12 protein-coding genes are annotated in these 16,435 nt (G+C 72.2%); 8 read left to right on the top strand and 4 right to left on the bottom strand.

Going from position 1 to position 16,435, the window contains the following annotated elements; genetic code table 11:
• Nucleotides 1-63: 63 nt before the first annotated feature.
• Nucleotides 64-2,235: a BTAD domain-containing putative transcriptional regulator gene (locus ACN28A_RS02185; RefSeq protein WP_421391747.1), complete on the top strand. Its 2,172-nt coding sequence runs from the start codon at nucleotides 64-66 to the stop codon at nucleotides 2,233-2,235.
• Here ACN28A_RS02185 and ACN28A_RS02190 read toward each other — a convergent pair.
• Nucleotides 2,224-2,823 carry a TetR/AcrR family transcriptional regulator gene (locus ACN28A_RS02190; protein WP_421391750.1) on the bottom strand — a complete coding sequence of 200 codons (600 nt, stop codon included), beginning with the start codon at nucleotides 2,821-2,823 and terminating at the stop codon, nucleotides 2,224-2,226. The two genes, ACN28A_RS02185 and ACN28A_RS02190, sit on opposite strands and share 12 nt — an antisense overlap.
• Nucleotides 2,824-2,941: 118 nt before the next feature.
• Nucleotides 2,942-3,307 carry a nuclear transport factor 2 family protein gene (locus ACN28A_RS02195; RefSeq protein WP_421391752.1) on the bottom strand — a complete coding sequence of 122 codons (366 nt, stop codon included), beginning with the start codon at nucleotides 3,305-3,307 and terminating at the stop codon, nucleotides 2,942-2,944.
• A gap of 30 nt (nucleotides 3,308-3,337) precedes the next feature.
• Here ACN28A_RS02195 and ACN28A_RS02200 point away from each other — a divergent pair, with 30 nt between their 5' ends.
• From ACN28A_RS02200 to ACN28A_RS02210, 3 genes are all read left to right on the top strand, one after another.
• A complete protein-coding gene (locus ACN28A_RS02200; RefSeq protein ID WP_421391755.1) occupies nucleotides 3,338-4,081 on the top strand; it encodes a GNAT family N-acetyltransferase in 744 nt (247 codons plus the stop codon).
• Between the two features lie 149 nt (nucleotides 4,082-4,230).
• Nucleotides 4,231-4,599: an antibiotic biosynthesis monooxygenase gene (locus ACN28A_RS02205; protein ID WP_421391757.1), complete on the top strand. Its 369-nt coding sequence runs from the start codon at nucleotides 4,231-4,233 to the stop codon at nucleotides 4,597-4,599.
• Nucleotides 4,596-5,306 (top strand): DsbA family oxidoreductase, encoded by a 711-nt coding sequence (locus ACN28A_RS02210; protein ID WP_421391760.1) that lies wholly within the window; start codon nucleotides 4,596-4,598, stop codon nucleotides 5,304-5,306. The genes ACN28A_RS02205 and ACN28A_RS02210 overlap by 4 nt, the downstream gene beginning before the upstream one ends.
• 25 nt (nucleotides 5,307-5,331) lie before the next feature.
• Here the strand turns inward: ACN28A_RS02210 and ACN28A_RS02215 are convergent, their stop codons facing one another.
• Nucleotides 5,332-6,930 (bottom strand): FAD-dependent oxidoreductase, encoded by a 1,599-nt coding sequence (locus ACN28A_RS02215; protein ID WP_421391763.1) that lies wholly within the window; start codon nucleotides 6,928-6,930, stop codon nucleotides 5,332-5,334.
• 75 nt (nucleotides 6,931-7,005) lie between these two features.
• Here ACN28A_RS02215 and ACN28A_RS02220 point away from each other — a divergent pair, with 75 nt between their 5' ends.
• Entirely contained in the window at nucleotides 7,006-7,587 is a 582-nt protein-coding gene (locus tag ACN28A_RS02220) for a helix-turn-helix domain-containing protein (RefSeq protein ID WP_421391765.1), read from the top strand.
• Nucleotides 7,588-7,657: 70 nt separating this feature from the next.
• Nucleotides 7,658-8,668, top strand: coding sequence for an LLM class flavin-dependent oxidoreductase (locus ACN28A_RS02225; protein WP_421391767.1), 1,011 nt, complete (start codon nucleotides 7,658-7,660; stop codon nucleotides 8,666-8,668).
• A 254-nt stretch (nucleotides 8,669-8,922) separates the two neighbouring features.
• On the opposite strand, the gene ACN28A_RS02230 is transcribed toward ACN28A_RS02225, so the two are convergent.
• Complete coding sequence (locus tag ACN28A_RS02230) at nucleotides 8,923-11,193, bottom strand: cellulose binding domain-containing protein (protein WP_421391769.1); 2,271 nt, start codon at nucleotides 11,191-11,193, stop codon at nucleotides 8,923-8,925.
• Between the two features lie 325 nt (nucleotides 11,194-11,518).
• On the opposite strand from ACN28A_RS02230, the gene ACN28A_RS02235 reads away from it, so the two are divergent.
• Together ACN28A_RS02235 and ACN28A_RS02240 are read left to right on the top strand one after the other, a co-directional pair.
• Nucleotides 11,519-12,724 (top strand): GNAT family N-acetyltransferase, encoded by a 1,206-nt coding sequence (locus ACN28A_RS02235; protein ID WP_421391771.1) that lies wholly within the window; start codon nucleotides 11,519-11,521, stop codon nucleotides 12,722-12,724.
• Nucleotides 12,725-12,959: 235 nt separating this feature from the next.
• The gene (locus ACN28A_RS02240) at nucleotides 12,960-16,418 is read left to right on the top strand and encodes a discoidin domain-containing protein (RefSeq protein ID WP_421391773.1); all 3,459 of its coding nucleotides are present in this window, start codon (nucleotides 12,960-12,962) and stop codon (nucleotides 16,416-16,418) included.
• The last annotated feature ends 17 nt before the right edge of the window (nucleotides 16,419-16,435 follow it).

Below are 16,435 nucleotides of genomic sequence, written 5' to 3' on the forward strand. Positions count from 1 at the left end.
TCCGTGGGCAGCCGCGGCGCACCCGGCTTCGCGGCAGTAGTCCGGATCTCGATGGGAGTTGGGGTGGAATATCGCGTCCTCGGGCCGATCGAGGCCGTCGGTGCCGGAGGTGCCGCTGCCCTCGGCGGCAGCAAGCCGAGGCGACTGCTGGCCGCGTTGCTGTTGAACCACGGCCGGGTGGTGGCCGTCGCCTCGCTGGCCGACGCGGTCTGGGGCTCCGACACACCCCGTCGCGCGCGGCCCCTGCTGCACACCTACGTCTCGACGCTGCGTAACGCCCTCGTGGCCGTCGACGCCCAGGGCGTGATCCAGACCCGGGCTCCCGGCTACCTGATCCGGGTCGACGGGACGCTGGACCGGGACGAGTTTCTCCGCCGAGTGGCGACGGGACGCCAGGCGATGACCGACGGCCGGTGGAACGAGGCGGCCCAGATCCTACGGTCCGCGCTCAGCCAGTGGCGGGGACCGGCACTGGAGGGGATCGGATCGGGCTGGTTGGCCGGCGAAGCCGCGCGCCTGGAGGAGCTCAGGCTGGCCGGGCTGGAGGACCGGATCGCCGCGGACATGGCCCTGAACGCGTGGGACGAGGTCACCGCGGAGCTGACCGACCTGGTAGTGCGGTACCCGTTCCGGGAACGGTTCCGGGGCCAGCTGATGACAGCGCTGGCCGCGCTGGGACGCCGTTCGGAGGCGCTCGATGTCTACCGGAGAGGCCGGGACGCGCTCGTCGAGGAGCTCGGGCTGGAGCCGGGGCCCTGGCTGCAGGCGGTGCACCAGGCGGTGTTACAGGAGGTGACGCCAGTCCCTGCCCGTGACGTGGACGGCTGGGCACCCGCTCCCGGGTCGGCCACGGGCGGCGATCCCCGGCGAGGCGTCACGCCGCACCAACTCCCGCCGGTACCGGATGACTTCACCGGCCGCGAACGGGAGATCCGTGCGCTGACCGGCGACCTGTCGACCGCTCCGGAGCGACGCACCGTGCGGGTGGTCACCGGCCGGGCGGGGGTCGGCAAGTCGGCCTTCGCCGCGCAGGTGGCACAGTCGATCTCGCCTGGGTACCCGGACGGTCAGCTCTACGCGAAACTGGACGGGAACACCAGCACGCCCGCCCGGCCACACATCGTCATCAACAGTTTCCTTCGGGACCTGGGCGTCCCGGTGACCGCACTGCCGCAAACCTTCGCCGAGGCCGTCATGCGTTACCGGAACCTGACCGCCCGGCGGCGGATGGTCGTGGTTCTGGACGACGCGCACGACGAACACCAGGTGCGTCCGCTCCTGCCAGCCGGCCCGGCCTCGGTGGTCATCGTCACCTCGCGCCGCCGGCTCACCGGGATCGCCGGCGCCCGGCTCATCGAGCTGGGTCCCCTCGACGACGACGAGTCGCGTCGACTGCTGGCCGCCGTCATCGGTGCGGAGCGGATGGCGGCGCAGCCGGCTGCCGCGCGCAGCATCGCGCGGCACTGCGAGGGCCTTCCGGTCGCCCTGCGCGTCGTCGCGGACCGGCTGGCCCGTCGCCCCCGCTGGCCCCTGCACCTGTTCGCCAGCCGGCTCGCCGACGAACGCAGACGCCTCGACGAGTTGCACACCGACGAGGACGACCTACGTACCCGGCTGGAACCGAGCTACCGCCAACTCAGCCCGTCGGCCCGGGTCCTCTTCCAGAGTCTGGGTCTGCTCCGGATCGCCGAGTTCACCCCGGCCACCGTCGCCGGGGCGCTGAAGCTTCCGTCCCGGCGCAGCGAGCAACTCGTCGAGCAGCTCGTCGACCTCCAGTTGGCGGAGGTGGTCCGCTACGAGCCCACCGGGCAGATCCGGTACTGGCTGCCACCGCTGCTCCGTCTCTACGCCCGGGAGCGGGCCGAGGCGGAGGCGCCGCCGGGAGCCGCGGGCGTACTCGTCGCACTGGTCACCGCCCACTGGCTGCGCCTGTTGCACCCCGACGCCTGCCGACCGGGGGTGTGCGCCGACCGCCGGGGCTGGCAGGTCGATCCGGGCAGCTGGCTGGAGACGGAGTACCCGGCGATCCGGATGGTGATCCACACCGCCGCTCTGGTCGGTCGTTCCGGTGACGCGGATCTGCTGGCGACGGCCGTGGCCCGGTTCGTGGACGCCCGGTCCGGCCGGTCCGGTCCGACACAGCTACTCGCCGCGGCGCAGGTCCCGGTCGTCGTCGCCGGCCGGCCGGCGACGGCGGAACGGCTGTCCGGTAGCCACTCCGGCTCACACCGGTGACCCGGGCACCCGATCCGGCGCCTCCGGATCGACCAGGTCGACGAAGAACGTCATCGCGGCGTCGGCGCTTGCCGTGTCACCGGTGAGCAGGACGTCGTAGAGCAGGCCGCGGGCGACGGCGAGGCCGAGACGGGCCCGCACCCGCGCCGCCGCTGGCCGGTGTCCGGCTCTGGTCATCAACTCGGTCAGCCGGGTGAGCCACGGTTCGACGAGCGCGTCGCGGAGCACGACCGCGTGCGGCTGTTCCTGCATTGCGTGTGCCGACAGCTCGAAGAACAGCGGACCGTAGCGGAGTGCGGGTTCCCTGAGGAGTGACCAGAACTCCAGCGCCACCTCCCGGGGGGTGCCCCGGGAGGTCCCCACGAGGCGTTCGAGCACCCGTCGCTGTCGCCGTTCCACCGCGTCGACGACGGCGGCGAGCAGTCCCGCACGGGAGCCGAAGTGGTAGAGGAGCATTCGATGGCTGGTACCCACCGCCATCGCCAGCGTCCGCAGGCTCTGGTCCCGCACGCCATGGTCGGCGAGATGCTCGATCAACGCCTGCAACAACTCTTCCCGAGCTGTCGACGAGCTCCGGCCCTCCGTCACGCACCGTATGGTACGTAGTCCAGCCGAAGGTCCCGGCCGTGGTTCGACGGCCTGTCCGGCATTGGCGCTGCCTGCGGGCAGGGCTCGTCGGCCCCGGAGATGGCGGTCCGGGACTGTTTCAGACCGGGGTCTGTTGATGGAAGACCATCTTCCAACCGGACCCGCGACGAACGTAGGTGCTGCAGATCAGGGCCTCGTAGGCGGGCGAGTCGGGGCGGCTGGCGACCACCCGGTAGGTGACCACGGCGGTGTCGGGGACGGGACGCAGCACGCGCTCCTGGTCGATCCGGTAACTGGCCCAGGGCGTGCCCCCCATCGACTCGACGATCGCCCGTCGTTCGTCCAGGATCATGCCGCCGGGCAACAGCATCCGGACCTGGTCGTCGAGGACCTCGTCGTAGAACCGGGTGGCGCTCGGCGGATCCGAGGCCAACGCGCGCCACCCGTCCTTCTCCAGGGCCGTCAGTTCCGATTCGTCGTCCACCCGTACCTCCTCCGCCTGGCTCTTCTGCCGGTGCCCGCCGGCCGCGCCGGAGCCGGACGCCGGGGGTGTACCATATGGTACATCGCACGTCCCCCGGCTGCTCCGGGTGGCAGGCAGGGGCAGCCACACTCCCTGTCCCCGCGATGTCGTCCGTTAACCCCGCACGGCCTGTCGGACCGTGCACATGCTCGGCCACCGACCGAGCGGAGCCTGACGAGGTGCCCCATTTCCGAGCTGACACTGCCCATCCGGACCGAGCGACTGTGTCTGCGCCAACACCGGATCGACGACGTGGACGCCCTGGTCTCCTACTACGGCGATCCCGTCGTGGCCCGCTACATCCCGTGGCAGCCGTGGTCGGCCGAGTTCGCGGCGACGATGATCGACAGGCGGATACCCGGTACGGGGATCACCGCCCGGGACTCCCGGTTGGCGCTGGTCGCCGAGTACGAGGGCGAGGTCATCGGGGACGTCGTGCTGTGGCCCGCCGACGAGACCCTGTCCCGGGGCGAGATGGGCTGGGCGTTCCACCCCACGGTGTGGGGGCGCGGATTCGCCACCGAGGCGGTACGGGCCCTCATCGACACGGCGTTCGGACCGTGCGGCATGCACCGGGTCATCGCCCAGGTCGACGGCCGGAACAAGGCGTCGACCCGGCTCTGCGAGCGGGTGGGCATGGTCAGGGAGGGATTCCTGCGCCGCGACCACTGGACGAAGGGCGAGTGGACGGACACCGTGGTCTACGGGCTGCTCGCCGAGGAGTGGCGCGGCTAGCGCGGGTGCCGGTGCGCCGGCCACGAGGTCCGCACATCGGCGCCGGGTCCGCGGTGAGGTGGTCGCGGAGCGGCGCCGCCGGGTGACCCCGCTCACCCGAGGCGAACAACTCTTGCCCTCAAGCGAACTTGAGTTCAGATGCTACGCCGGTGACGACGACACCACCGGCAGGGCCGGACTTCTATTCGATAATCGATTACACGGTGGACGGGCCGGCCACCCAGGAGGAACTGGTGGCGGCCTTCGCCGAGATCCAGGACCGCTGGGTGCGGTTCCATCCCGGGTACGTCTCCGCCCGGTTCCTCGTCAGTCTGGACGGCACCCGGGTCTACAACCTCGTGCACTGGGCCACCGAGGCGGACTACCGCGCCTTCGAGTCGACCTCCGACACCGACGGCAGGCTGGCCGCGATCGCGTCCGCGCTGGCCGGCCTCACCGGCACGGCCGAACCGCGGATGACCGGCGCCCCGCACTACCGGCTGGCCCGCGAGGTGGGTCCCGGAGAGCCGCCGGTATGACCGGCAACCCGAACACCGCTCAGGTGTACGTCGACATCGTCTGCCCGTGGTGCTACATCGGCCTGCGCCGGCTGACCGCCGCGCTGGCACTGCTCCCCGAGCGGGATCGGCCGACGATCGTCTGGCGTTCGCTGGAACTCGACCCACGTTCGTCCCGCACCCCCGGCGAGGTCGCGGCCGAGGCGATGACCCGCTGGTGGGGAGCGGACGCACCGGCCCGGGTGGCCCGGATCCAGGCGCTCGGCGCCGCCGACGGCCTCCCCCTCGACCTGCACCGGGCCCGGCCGGTCAACACCTTCGACGCGCACCGGCTGCTCCAGTTCGCCGCCGCCCGGGGGCGGGCCGAACCGACGCTGGAGGCGCTGCTGCGGGCGTACCACACCGAGGGTGCCGATCTCGCGGACCGGCGGCTGCTGGAGCGTGTCGGCGTCGCCAGCGGCCTGCCTGCCGCCGAGCTGGCCGGGGTACTGGCCGGCGACGGGTACGCCGAGACGGTCCGGGCCGACCGGCGGCGGGCGGCCCGGCACGGGGTACGTGGGGTGCCGTCGGTGGTGGTCGGCGACGCCCCGCCGGTGTCGGCGGTCCAGCCGGCCGCGGAGCTGGCCCGACTGCTGACCCCGGCCGGCCGAGCCGGCGCAGACCAGGGCGGCGCAGTCCGAGCCGGCGCAGACCAGGGCGGACCGGACCAGGCCGTCCGGGCCGGGTAGGACGCCGACCGGCCCGGACGGTCGACTACCGGCGGCGGGCCACCATGACGGCGTCGGAGATGTTGACCTCGTTCCCTTCGGGGTCCACCCGCCGTCGGGGCCGGGTCTCGACGGCCTGCACCGTCCACTCGGCCGGGTCGAGGGCGGCGGCGACCTCCTCGGCGGTGAACATCATGTCGGGGAAGTGCATCCGGTGCGCCGAGGTGTGCATGTCCGACGGGTGGTGGCCGACCAGCAGCAGCGTGCCACCCGGTGCGACCGCGGCGGCCAGCCGGGCGAACAGCTCCCGCCGCACCTGTCCGGGCAGGTGCATGTACTGCGCGGAGACCAGGTCGTACCGGCCCTCGTCCAATGGCCGTTCCCGCAGGTCCGCGTGCAGCCACTCGATCCGGCCCGCCACCTGTGCACCGGCCGCCTCGGCGTGCGCGGCGGCCCGGCGGAGCGCGGTGGTCGAGATGTCGACCCCGGTGACCTGCCAACCCCGCTCGGCCAGCCAGATCGCGTCGGCGCCCTCGCCGCTGCCGACGTCGAGGGCCCGGCCCGGTGCCAGCCCGGCCGCCTCGGCGACGAGTTGCACGTTCGGGCGCCCGCTCCAGATAGCCGGCTTGGCGCCGTAACGCTCCTCCCAGCCCTCCTGCTCGAACGCGTCGCGCACCTGGTGCCGGTACGACTCCACGGCCGTGCGGGTCTCCTCGGCCACCAGGTCGGCGTTTATCGCCGCCCCGGCGAGCAGGCCGGAGGCGGCCGCCGCGATCACCTGGGCGCGTACGTCCGCCGCGTTGCCGGCCGCCCAGACCCCGGGTACCACCTGCCCGGTCGGGTCGGCCGGGAGCTGACTGCCGACGACGTGCCCGCCCATCTCCACGTCGACCGGCTTGACGCCGAGCGACTCCAGCACGCCGGCCCGGGCGGTGAACCGGGGCGCGACCACCACCGCGTCGAGCGCGACGACCTCGCCGGAGGCCAGGCGTACCCCGGTCAGCGCGTCGTCGGCGACCTCCAGCCCGGCCACCTCGCCGAGGACGACCGGGATGCCGCGCGCCGCGAGCTGTTCGGCCTCGGCCGGCTCCAGCGCCAGGTTCCGGTGTGCCAGCAGCACCACCTGCGGGCTCCACTGCCGCCACAGGTTCACCTGGTGCACCGCCATCGCGGTCGACCCGCCGGCCAGTACGCCGATCCGCCGGTCGCGCACCTCCCAGCCGTGGCAGTACGGGCAGTGCAGCACGTCCCGACCCCACCGCTGCGCCAGCCCGGGCAGCTCGGGCAACTCGTCGACCAGCCCGGTCGCCACCAGCAGCCGGCGGGACCGCAGCTCGGTCCCGTCGTCCAGGGCGAGCCGGAACCCGCCGCCGTCCCGCAGCACCGACCCGACCCGGCCGGTGCGGACCTCGCCGCCGTACCGGGCCAGCTCGGCCCGCCCGTCGGCCATCAGCTCGGCCGGCGGCGTCCCCTCCCGGCCGAGGTAGTTGTGCACCCCGTCGGCCGGTGCGTTGCGCGGCTCGCCGGCGTCCACCACCAGCACCGAGCGCCGGGCCCGGGCCAGTGCCGATGCTCCGGCCAGCCCGGCGGCCCCGCCGCCGACCACCACCACGTCGTATGTCATGTCCAAGCCCGTCTCCAGCACGCCGCACTCTCCTTGTCGCCAGATACCCGTACACGGTGCGCCCGATCCGAGAGGTCGGCAAGTATCCTTGCCACTATGGCAAACGAGGAGTTCGCGTTGACCTCGGTCGGTCCCCGGCTGCGGGAGCTACGCCAGCAACGCGGCAGCACCCTCACCCAGCTCGCCGAGGTCACCGGCATCTCGGTGAGTACCCTCTCCCGGCTGGAGTCAGGCGGCCGCAAGCCGACCCTGGAGCTGTTGCTGCCGCTCGCCCGGGCCTTCCAGGTCTCGCTCGACGAGCTGGTCGACGCGCCCGCCACGGCGGACCCCCGGGTGCACCCCCGGCCGATCGTCCGGCACGGCATCACGTTCCTCCCGCTCACCCGCCGGCCGGGCGGTCTACAGGCGTTCAAGCAGATCCTTCCGCCGGGCTTCCCGAAGGGCGAGCCGGAACAGCAGACCCACGAGGGGTACGAGTGGCTCTACGTGCTCTCCGGACGGCTGCGGCTGCGGCTCGGCGAGCACGACCTGATGCTCGCCCCCGGCGAGGTCGCCGAGTTCGACACCCGGGTTCCGCACCTCATCTCCAACCCGGGCCCCGGACCCACCGAGGTGCTCTCCCTCTTCGGGCCGCAGGGCGAGCGGCTGCACGTCCGGGCCCGGCCGAAGCAGCGCTGACCGGCCGGAATCACGACGCGCGGAGCGGATTCCCGGAAGAAATCGGGGCCGCCGCCGGTTGCCGGGTTGTGTGATCGACGTACCGCTGTCTGTCCTCGACCTCGCACCGGTCGCCGCCGGCACCACCGCCGGCGCGGCCCTGCGGCACACCACCGAACTCGCCCGGCGCACCGAGGAGCTGGGTTACCACCGGTTCTGGGTGGCCGAGCACCACAACATGCCAGCCATCGCCAGCTCCGCTCCGGCGGTGCTGATCGCCCACGTGGCGGCGGCCACCTCGACCATCCGGGTCGGTTCCGGCGGGGTGATGCTGCCCAACCACGCGCCGCTGGTGGTGGCCGAGCAGTTCGGCACGCTGGAGGCGTTGCACCCGGGCCGGATCGACCTGGGCATCGGGCGGGCGCCCGGCACCGACCAGCCGACCGCGCTGGCCCTGCGCCGCACCATGGCCGGGCTGTCGGCGGAGAACTTCCCGGAGGAACTGGACGACCTGGTCAACTACTTCACCGGGGAGCGGCCGGGGCCGATCACCGCCACCCCGGGCCACGGGGACCGGCCGGCGATCTGGCTGCTCGGCTCCAGCGGGTTCAGCGCCCAGCTCGCCGGGCTGCTCGGCCTGCCGTTCAGCTTCGCGCACCACTTCAGCGCGGCGAACACCCTGCCGGCGCTGGCGCTCTACCGGCAGAGCTTCCGGCCGTCGCGCTGGCTGGACCGGCCGTACGCGATGGTGGCGGTGAACGCGGTCTGCGCCGAGGACGACGAGCGGGCGGAGTGGCTCTCCGGCCCGGCCGCGCTCTCCTTCCTGCGGCTGCGTACCGGCCGGCCCGCCCCGCTGGCCACCCCGGACGAGGCGGCGGCGTACCCGTACACCGAGCCGGAGCGGCAGTTCGTGCTGCAACGGCGGGAGGGGCAGGCGCTCGGCTCCCCCGAGACGGTGCGGCGGCAGCTCACCGACCTGCTGGCCCGGACCGAGGCCGACGAGCTGATGCTCACCACCCTGGTCTACGACATCGCCGACCGGGTGCGCTCGTACGAGCTGATCGCGGAGAAGGTCGCCGGCGGACTGCGCCGCCAGGGTTGAGCCGCCAGGGCTGAGCCGCCACGGTGGTGGTGACCGGCGTCACGCCCTCCGGATGTCGCGAAACACACTCTTCACCGTGCTGTCATCGACGCGCACCGGAAGCCGCCTAATGTTCTTACCGGTGGTGGTTCGACAAGCGCGATCGGGACGGGTCGCGTGATGTCGCGGTGTGTGCCGCACCGGCGCGCGGGGAGATGAGCGACCCCGCGGGCCGGTGCGGCTTCGCGTTTCCGGCGCCTGCCGGCCGTCGGCCCCTACCGGAGGTAGACCGACGGGGTCGGCGGGGTCGACATCCCGTTGCCGATGAAGAAGCTCGGGTGCGGCGGCTGGTTGTAGGCGGTGTTCTGCCAGGCGATCGCCACCCGGTACATCGGGTCGTGCATCAGGGTGTGTATCCGGGTGCCGGTCTGGGTCGGGGTGCTGTAGATCCGCAGCGCGCTGTTGTCGCTGGTCCGCCAGACCACCTCCTCGCGCCAGTCGCCGAGGATGTCCGCCGAGAGCGCCGGGGTGGCCTTGGTGCCGTTGTTCGACGCCACCCCGCTACCGGTGAGCAGCCGGGTGTCCGAGCCGGTGCCGTACTTGTCGATCCAGGTCTGGTCGAGCAGTTCCCGGACCGGGTCGCCGTCCCACCAGACCAGGAAGTTCGACGAGGAGGGCTTGCGGCCGACGTTCGCGCCGCTCGGGCTGCGCAGCCCGTCGACCGCCGCCGACCAGGACTCCGCACCGGCGCTGCCGGCGTGGATGTCCCCGGCCACCCCCCGGCCGTTGTCCCCGCCGGGCGCCGTCGACCAGTAGACCTGCCCGGTACGCGCGTTGGCGAACCAGGACGACGGTTTCGACGAGTCCTCGCTGACCTTGAAGTACTCCAGCCCGGAGCGGCTCGGGTCGAGGTCGCCGAGGTGGGCGGCGTCGCCGTGCCCGTGCCCGGTGTTCCACAGCGGGGAGCCGTTGTCGTTCACCGCCATCGCCCCGTAGAGGATCTCGTCCCGGCCGTCGGCGTCGACGTCGCCGACGGTGAGCGCGTGGTTGCCCTGGCCGGCGTACTGCGAGCCGGCCGAGTTGGAGTCGAAGGTCCAGCGCCGGGTCAGCGAGCCGTTGCGGAAGTCCCAGGCGACGATGACGCTGCGGGTGTAGTAGCCGCGCGCCATGATCAGCGAGGGCCGCTGCCCGTCCAGGTACGCCGTGCCGGCGAGGAACCGGTCCACCCGGTTGCCGTAGTTGTCGCCCCAGGACGAGACATTGCCCCGGGCCGGCTCGTAGTTGACGGTCGAGCGGACCGCGCCGGTCCGTCCGTCGAACATGGTCAGGTATTCCGGTCCGGCGAGCACGTAGCCGCTGGAGTTGCGGTGGTCCGCCGAAGCGGAGCCGATCACCTGGCCGGTGCCGGAGCGGCTGCCGTCGGCGGTCTTCATCGCCACCTCGGCACGGCCGTCGCCGTCGTAGTCGTAGACCTGGAACTGGGTGTAGTGCGCGCCGGCCCGGATGTTGCGACCGAGGTCGATGCGCCAGAGCCGGGTGCCGGTCAGGGTGTACGCGTCGACGTAGACGTTGCCGGTGTAGCCGGACTGCGAGTTGTCCTTGGCGTTGCTCGGGTCCCACTTGAGGACGATCTCGTACCGGCCGTCGCCGTCCAGGTCGCCGACCGAGGCGTCGTTCGCCGCGTAGCTGTACGACTCGCCGGCCGGTGTCGTGCCGCCGGGCGGCACCTGGAGTCGTACGTCCAGATAGCCGTTGCCGAACTGGAGGGCCGGCGCCGAGTCGCCCTGTTCGGTCCCGTTCACCACCGCCCGCACCGTGTACGCCGTCCCGGCGGCGGCGCCCGGGTCGAGGTAGTTGGTGGCGCCGGTGATCGGGGTCGGGTTGACCCGGGTGGAGCCGCGGTAGAGGTTGAACGACACTCCGGATGTCTCGGTGCCGAGCAGCCGCCAGGAGACCAGGTTGCCGCTGCCGGACCGGACGCTTACCAGCCCCCGGTCCAGGTTCTCCACCTGCTTGGCCCCGGCCGGCGGGTTGGTCGGCGGCGAGGTGGTCACCGGCGGGGTGACCGGTGGGGTCGTCGCCGGCGGGGTGCCGGTCGGTGGCCCGCCCGGGGTGGTCGTGGTCGGTGCCACCGAACCGGTGCAGGTGGTGCCGTTCATCGCGAAGCTCGCCGGCACCGGGTTGCTGCCGGTCCACGAGCCGTTGAAGCCGAAGCTGGCGCTGGCGCCGGTGGCCAGGGCCCCGTTGTAGCTGACGTTGCTGGCGGTGACCTGGCCGCCGCTCTGGCTGACCGTGGCGTTCCAGGCCTGGGTGACCTGCTGCCCGGCGCCGTACGACCAGGTCAGGTTCCAGCCGGTGACCGGGTCGCCGAGGTTGGTGAGACTGACGCTGGCGCCGAAGCCGCCCTGCCACTCGTTCGTCACCTGGTAGTCGACCCGACAACCGGCGGCGGCGGCCGAGGCGACCACCGTGCAGGTGACGGTGGCGGCGAGCGCGGCGGCAGCGGTGCCGGCGAGCAGGGTGTGGCGTCGTCGTGCACTGCGCATGATCAACTCCATTGGAGGCGGGGCGCGAACACCGGATCGGCGTCCGCCGGCCCGAAGGACCGGAGGTGCCGTGCCGACCCTGCCCGGCGGGTAGGCGTGGATCCGGTTCGCGGGTGGGCGGCCGGCTCGGAACAGTTCAACCGGCAGCCCGACAATGGGGTACGACTCCTGCGCACCTGAATGCTAGGGCAAGCGCTTTCCGGTCCACAACATCGCGGAAGCCGCAGCAGATGGTTTCCTCGACCTTCCCCACCATCCCCTTTCGACCCGCCGGCGGACCCGTCGAACTGGTCAGGCCGGCGGCCCGCTGACTAGGCTCCGCTGGATGCGACCGACGGTCCCGCTGATCCGCCGCCTCGACGCCGACGACCTGGCCGGGGCCTACGAACTGAGCCGACTCGCCTTCGGCTCGCCACCGTCCAGCACGCCGCCGTCCCGGGATCCCCGCCCGGGCGTCACCGGGTACGGCGCGTTCGACCCCGAGGGCCGGCTCGTCGGCAAGGCGGTCGACCTGCACCACGAGCAGTGGTGGACCGGTCGTCGGGTGGCGGCGGCCGACGTCGCCGGGGTCGCGGTGCTGCCCGAGGCGCGCGGCCGGGGCGTCGCCCTGGCGCTGCTGCGCGACCTGCTGGCCGGGGCCAGGGAGCGGGGTGCCGCGATCAGCGCCCTCTACCCGACGGTCACCGGCCCGTACCGGCGGGCCGGCTGGGAGGTGGCCGGCGCCCTGCGCGCGGTCGACCTGCCGGCCGTGTCGCTGCCCCGGCACCGGCCGGCACCCGGGTTGACGGTCCGGCCCGGCGGTCCCGCCGACCTCGACGCGACGACCGACCTCTACCAGCGGCTCGCCCGGCACCGCCGCGGCCTGCTCACCCGCCGGGGCGGCGTCTTCGACTGGCACCGGCCGCCGACGGCGCTGCCGGACGGGGTGGACGGGCTCACCCTGGTCGAGCGGGACGGCCGGCTGGTCGGGTACGCCAGCTGGCAGCGCGGTCGCGGCTACGACAAGCACGCCGTGCTCACCGTGCGGGACGCACTGGCCGAGACCGCCGAGGCGGCCCGGGAGCTGGTCGGGGTGCTCGCCAGTTGGCAGAGCGTGACGCCGACGATCCGGCTCTGGCCACTGGCCCACGACGCGGTCGCCGCCCAACTGCCGCTGGAACAGGCACGGTTGCACGAGGAGCGGCTCTGGATGCACCGGCCGGTCGACGTGGTCCGGGCGGTCACCGACCGGGGCTGGCCGGCGCACGTACGCGGCCAGGTCGACTTCGCCCTGGCCGACGAGCTGGCACCGTGGAACTCCGGCACCTGGCGGCTGGAGGTCGACGGCGGCGGTGCCGAACTGCACCGGCTGCCGGACGACGCCCCGGCCCCGAAGCTCTCGGTACGCGGCTTCGCCCTGCTCTACACCGGCGCCGCCGACGGACCCGCGGTGGCCGAGGCCGGACTGCTGCACTGCCCCGCCGGCACCGACCCGGACGGACTCGACCTGCTGGCCGCCGGTGGCCGGGCCGACCTGCTCGACTACTTCTGATCCGTCGACAGGACATCTTCCTTTTGCTGAGGAAGTCAAAAGTTCGTGCTTCCACGACGAAACATCTAGACATTCAAACGTAACAATCGTAGGGTCTGCCTTGCCAGGCAGCGGCGTGCCGGGCCACCCACCGGACGTAACGACGTCGTCCCGTCGGTCGCCACGGCGCGTCGCCGAGTTGTCCGCCGCGCCCGTGACGGTGCGATGTCGGTCCGCTCACCCCCTGGGAGGAAACGTGTTCCGACCATCCCGACGAGCGCGTACGCCGATCCTCGGCGCGGTCGCCACCGCGCTGGCCCTCACGGCCGTGCAGCTGCCGGCCGGCGGCGCCACCGCCGCACCCCCGCCACAGGAACCCGGTGTGACACTGCGGGTCTTCGACCTCCAGGTGCCACTGAACAGCCTCTGCACCCTCAAGGCCGCGCAGACGCCCAACGTGGACAAGCTGATGCCGGTGGTCGACTGGACGAGCGCGGCCGACTTCGGTTTCGAGAACTACTTCCTCGCACAGGCCCTGGGCAACATCAACATCTCCCAGGCCGGCAGCTACACCTTCCGGCTGATCAGCGACGACGGCTCCCGACTCCTGATCGACGACGCCGTCGTCGTCGACCACGACGGGCTGCACGGGCCGGACCCCAAGGACGGCACGGTCGAACTCACGACCGGCTACCACCCGCTGCGGATCGACCACTTCGAACGCGACGGCGGCCAACAGTTGACGTTGCAGTGGCGCACTCCCGGCTCGACGTCGTTCGTGACCGTGCCCAACTCGGTGCTGAGCACCGACGCCGGTGTCGTCCGGGTGACCGCACCGGGCAGGAAGGAGTGCGAGGCCAGCGGTGACTCGCCCGGTGACGGGCTGCCGCTTACCGCCGTACATCCCGACTACACGCTCAGCAACCTGCGGCCCAGCGGGTTCGAGCCGGCGGTCACCGGCTTCGACTGGCTTCCGGACGGGCGCCTCGCGGTGCTCACCTGGGGCGGTTCGCTGAACACCGCCGGCGAGGTCTGGCTGCTCGGCAACGTCACCGGCAGCACCAGCCCGGCCCAGGTGACCCGGACCCGGATCGCCAGCGGGCTCCGGGAGCCGATGGGCATCAAGGTGGTCGACGGCAAGCTGTACGTCTCGGAGAAGCACCGCCTGACGGAACTGAACGACACCAACGGCGACGGGGTCACCGACAACTACCGCACCGTGGCCACCTGGCCGTTCGGCCAGAACTTCCACGAGTTCGCCTTCGGGCTCCTCTACGCCGACGGGTTCTTCTACCTGAACCTCTCGGTGTCGATCAACTACGGCGGTGCCACCACCGACCCGCAGCCGGCGGGCAACCGCGGCACCACCATCAGGGTCAACCGGTCCACCGGCGCGGTCTCCTACCTCGCCGGCGGGCTGCGTACCCCGCACGGCATCGGCTGGGGACCGGAGGGCGGGCTCTTCGTCACCGACAACCAGGGCGGCTACCAGCCGGCGTCCAAGCTGCTGCACATCAAGCAGGACCGGTTCTTCAACCACTACCTCAACCCGGCCGGGCCGTTCGACAACAGGCCGGTCAGCCAGCCGGTCCTCTGGTTCCCGCAGAACGAGATCGGCAACTCGCCGAGTACCCCGGTGATGATCACCCAGGGTGTCTTCGCCGGGCAGATGGCGATCGGCGACGTCACCTACGGCGGCCTCCAGCGGGCGTACCTGGAGAAGGTCAACGGGGAGTACCAGGGCGCGCTGTTCCGGATGACCCAGGGACTCGAAGCCGGTGTCTCCGAGGTCAGCGTCGGCCCGGACGGCGCCCTCTACACCGGCGGCCTGCACGGCGGCGGGAACTGGGGCCAGGAGGGGAAGCTCAGCCACGGCCTACAGAAGATCGCCACGAACGGCAGCACCAACTTCGACATGCTGGCGATGCGGGCCCGGTCGAACGGCTTCGAGATCGAGTACACCAAGCCGCTCTCGACGGCGACCGCGACGGCGCTGGCCTCGAAGTACCGGGTGAAGCAGTGGCGGTACGTGCCGACCGCCGCCTACGGCGGGCCGAAGGTGGACGAGGAGACGCTGTCGGTCTCCTCGGCGACGCTCTCGGCCGACGGAAAGAAGGTCACCCTGGTCGTCAACGGGCTCAAGGCCGGGCGGGTGGTGCACGTCCGCTCACCCCGGCCGTTCAGCGCGACCGACGGCCAGCCACTGTGGAGCACCGAGGTCTGGTACACCCTCAACGCGATCCCCGGCCAGGTGCCGCCGGTCAACCTCGCGCTGGGCAGACCGGCCACCGCCGACAGCTCCTGCTCCGCGACCGAGAACCCGGCAAAGGCCGTCAACGGCACCACCACATCCGGCAACCTGGACAAGTGGTGCTCGACCGGCACCAACCGCTGGTTGCAGGTCGACCTCGGCTCGACGCAGAGCGTCAACCGGGTCGTCGTCGCACACGCCGGTGCCGGCGGCGAGAACACCGCCTGGAACACCCGGGACTTCACCATCCAGGCCAGCGGCAACGGCACCGCCTGGAGCACGGTCGCCACCGTCACCGGCAACACCGCCAACACCACCACGCACACCTTCGCGGCCACCCAGGCCAGATACCTCCGCCTCGCCGTCAGCACACCGAGCGGCAACGGCGACAACGCGGCCCGGATCTACGAGTTCGAGGTCTACGGCGGTACCGCCCCGGCGACGGCCAACCTCGCCCTCGGCCGCCCGGCGACCGCGGACAGCTCCTGCTCCGGCACCGAGGGGCCGGCGCAGGCGGTGAACGGCAGCGTGACCGGCGGCAACAGCGACAAGTGGTGCTCGCTCGGCGCCACCAAGTGGTTGCAGGTCGATCTCGGCGCCGTCCGCAGCGTGCACCGGTTCGTGGTCCGGCACGCCGGTGCCGGCGGCGAGAACACCGCCTGGAACACCCGGGACTTCACCATCCAGGTCAGCACCAACGGCACCGCCTGGAGCACCGCCGCCACCGTCACCGGCAACACCGCCAACGTCACCACCCACGACATCACGGCCACCCAGGCCAGGTACGTGCGGCTGGCCGTCAGCGCGCCGACCGGCAACACCGACAACGCGGCCCGGATCTACGAGTTCGAGGTGTACGGACCCGCCGTCGCCCCCGGCCGGATCACACTCTTCGACGGAACCAACATGGACAACTTCCAGCAGCCCAACGGGGCCAACCCGACCTGGCCGCTGGGCAACGGCGGGGTGGAGGTGCTCGGCGGCGACATCCGCAGCCGGCAGAGCTTCGGCGACTTCAGGCTGCACGTCGAGTTCTGGCTGCCGAACCTGCCGGCCGACGTGACCGGGCAGGCCCGGGCGAACAGCGGAATCTACCTCCAGGACCGGTACGAGCTACAGGTGCTCGACTCGTACGGCGACACCACCCCGGCCAGCAACGAGTGCGGCGCCATCTACGAGAAGCTGGCCCCGAGGGTGAACGCGGCGACCGCGCCGCAGACCTGGCAGACGTACGACGTGACGTTCCGGGCCGCCCGGTTCGACGCCTCGGGGGCCAAGACGGAGAACGCCCGCGTCACGGTCGTCTGGAACGGCGTCACCGTGCACGACAATGCCGAGATCACCGGGCCGACCGGCGGCGGGGCGGCGGAGGGACCATCGGTGGGCCCGATCCGTCTCCAGGACCACGGCGACCCGGGCCCCAACCTCTACTACCGGAACATCTGGGTCGAGCCGCTCGGTTAGGGCCTGTGTCGAAGTCG

Origin of the sequence: Plantactinospora sp. WMMB782 (assembly GCF_049179135.1) — a bacterium.
Lineage (GTDB): Bacteria > Actinomycetota > Actinomycetes > Mycobacteriales > Micromonosporaceae > Plantactinospora.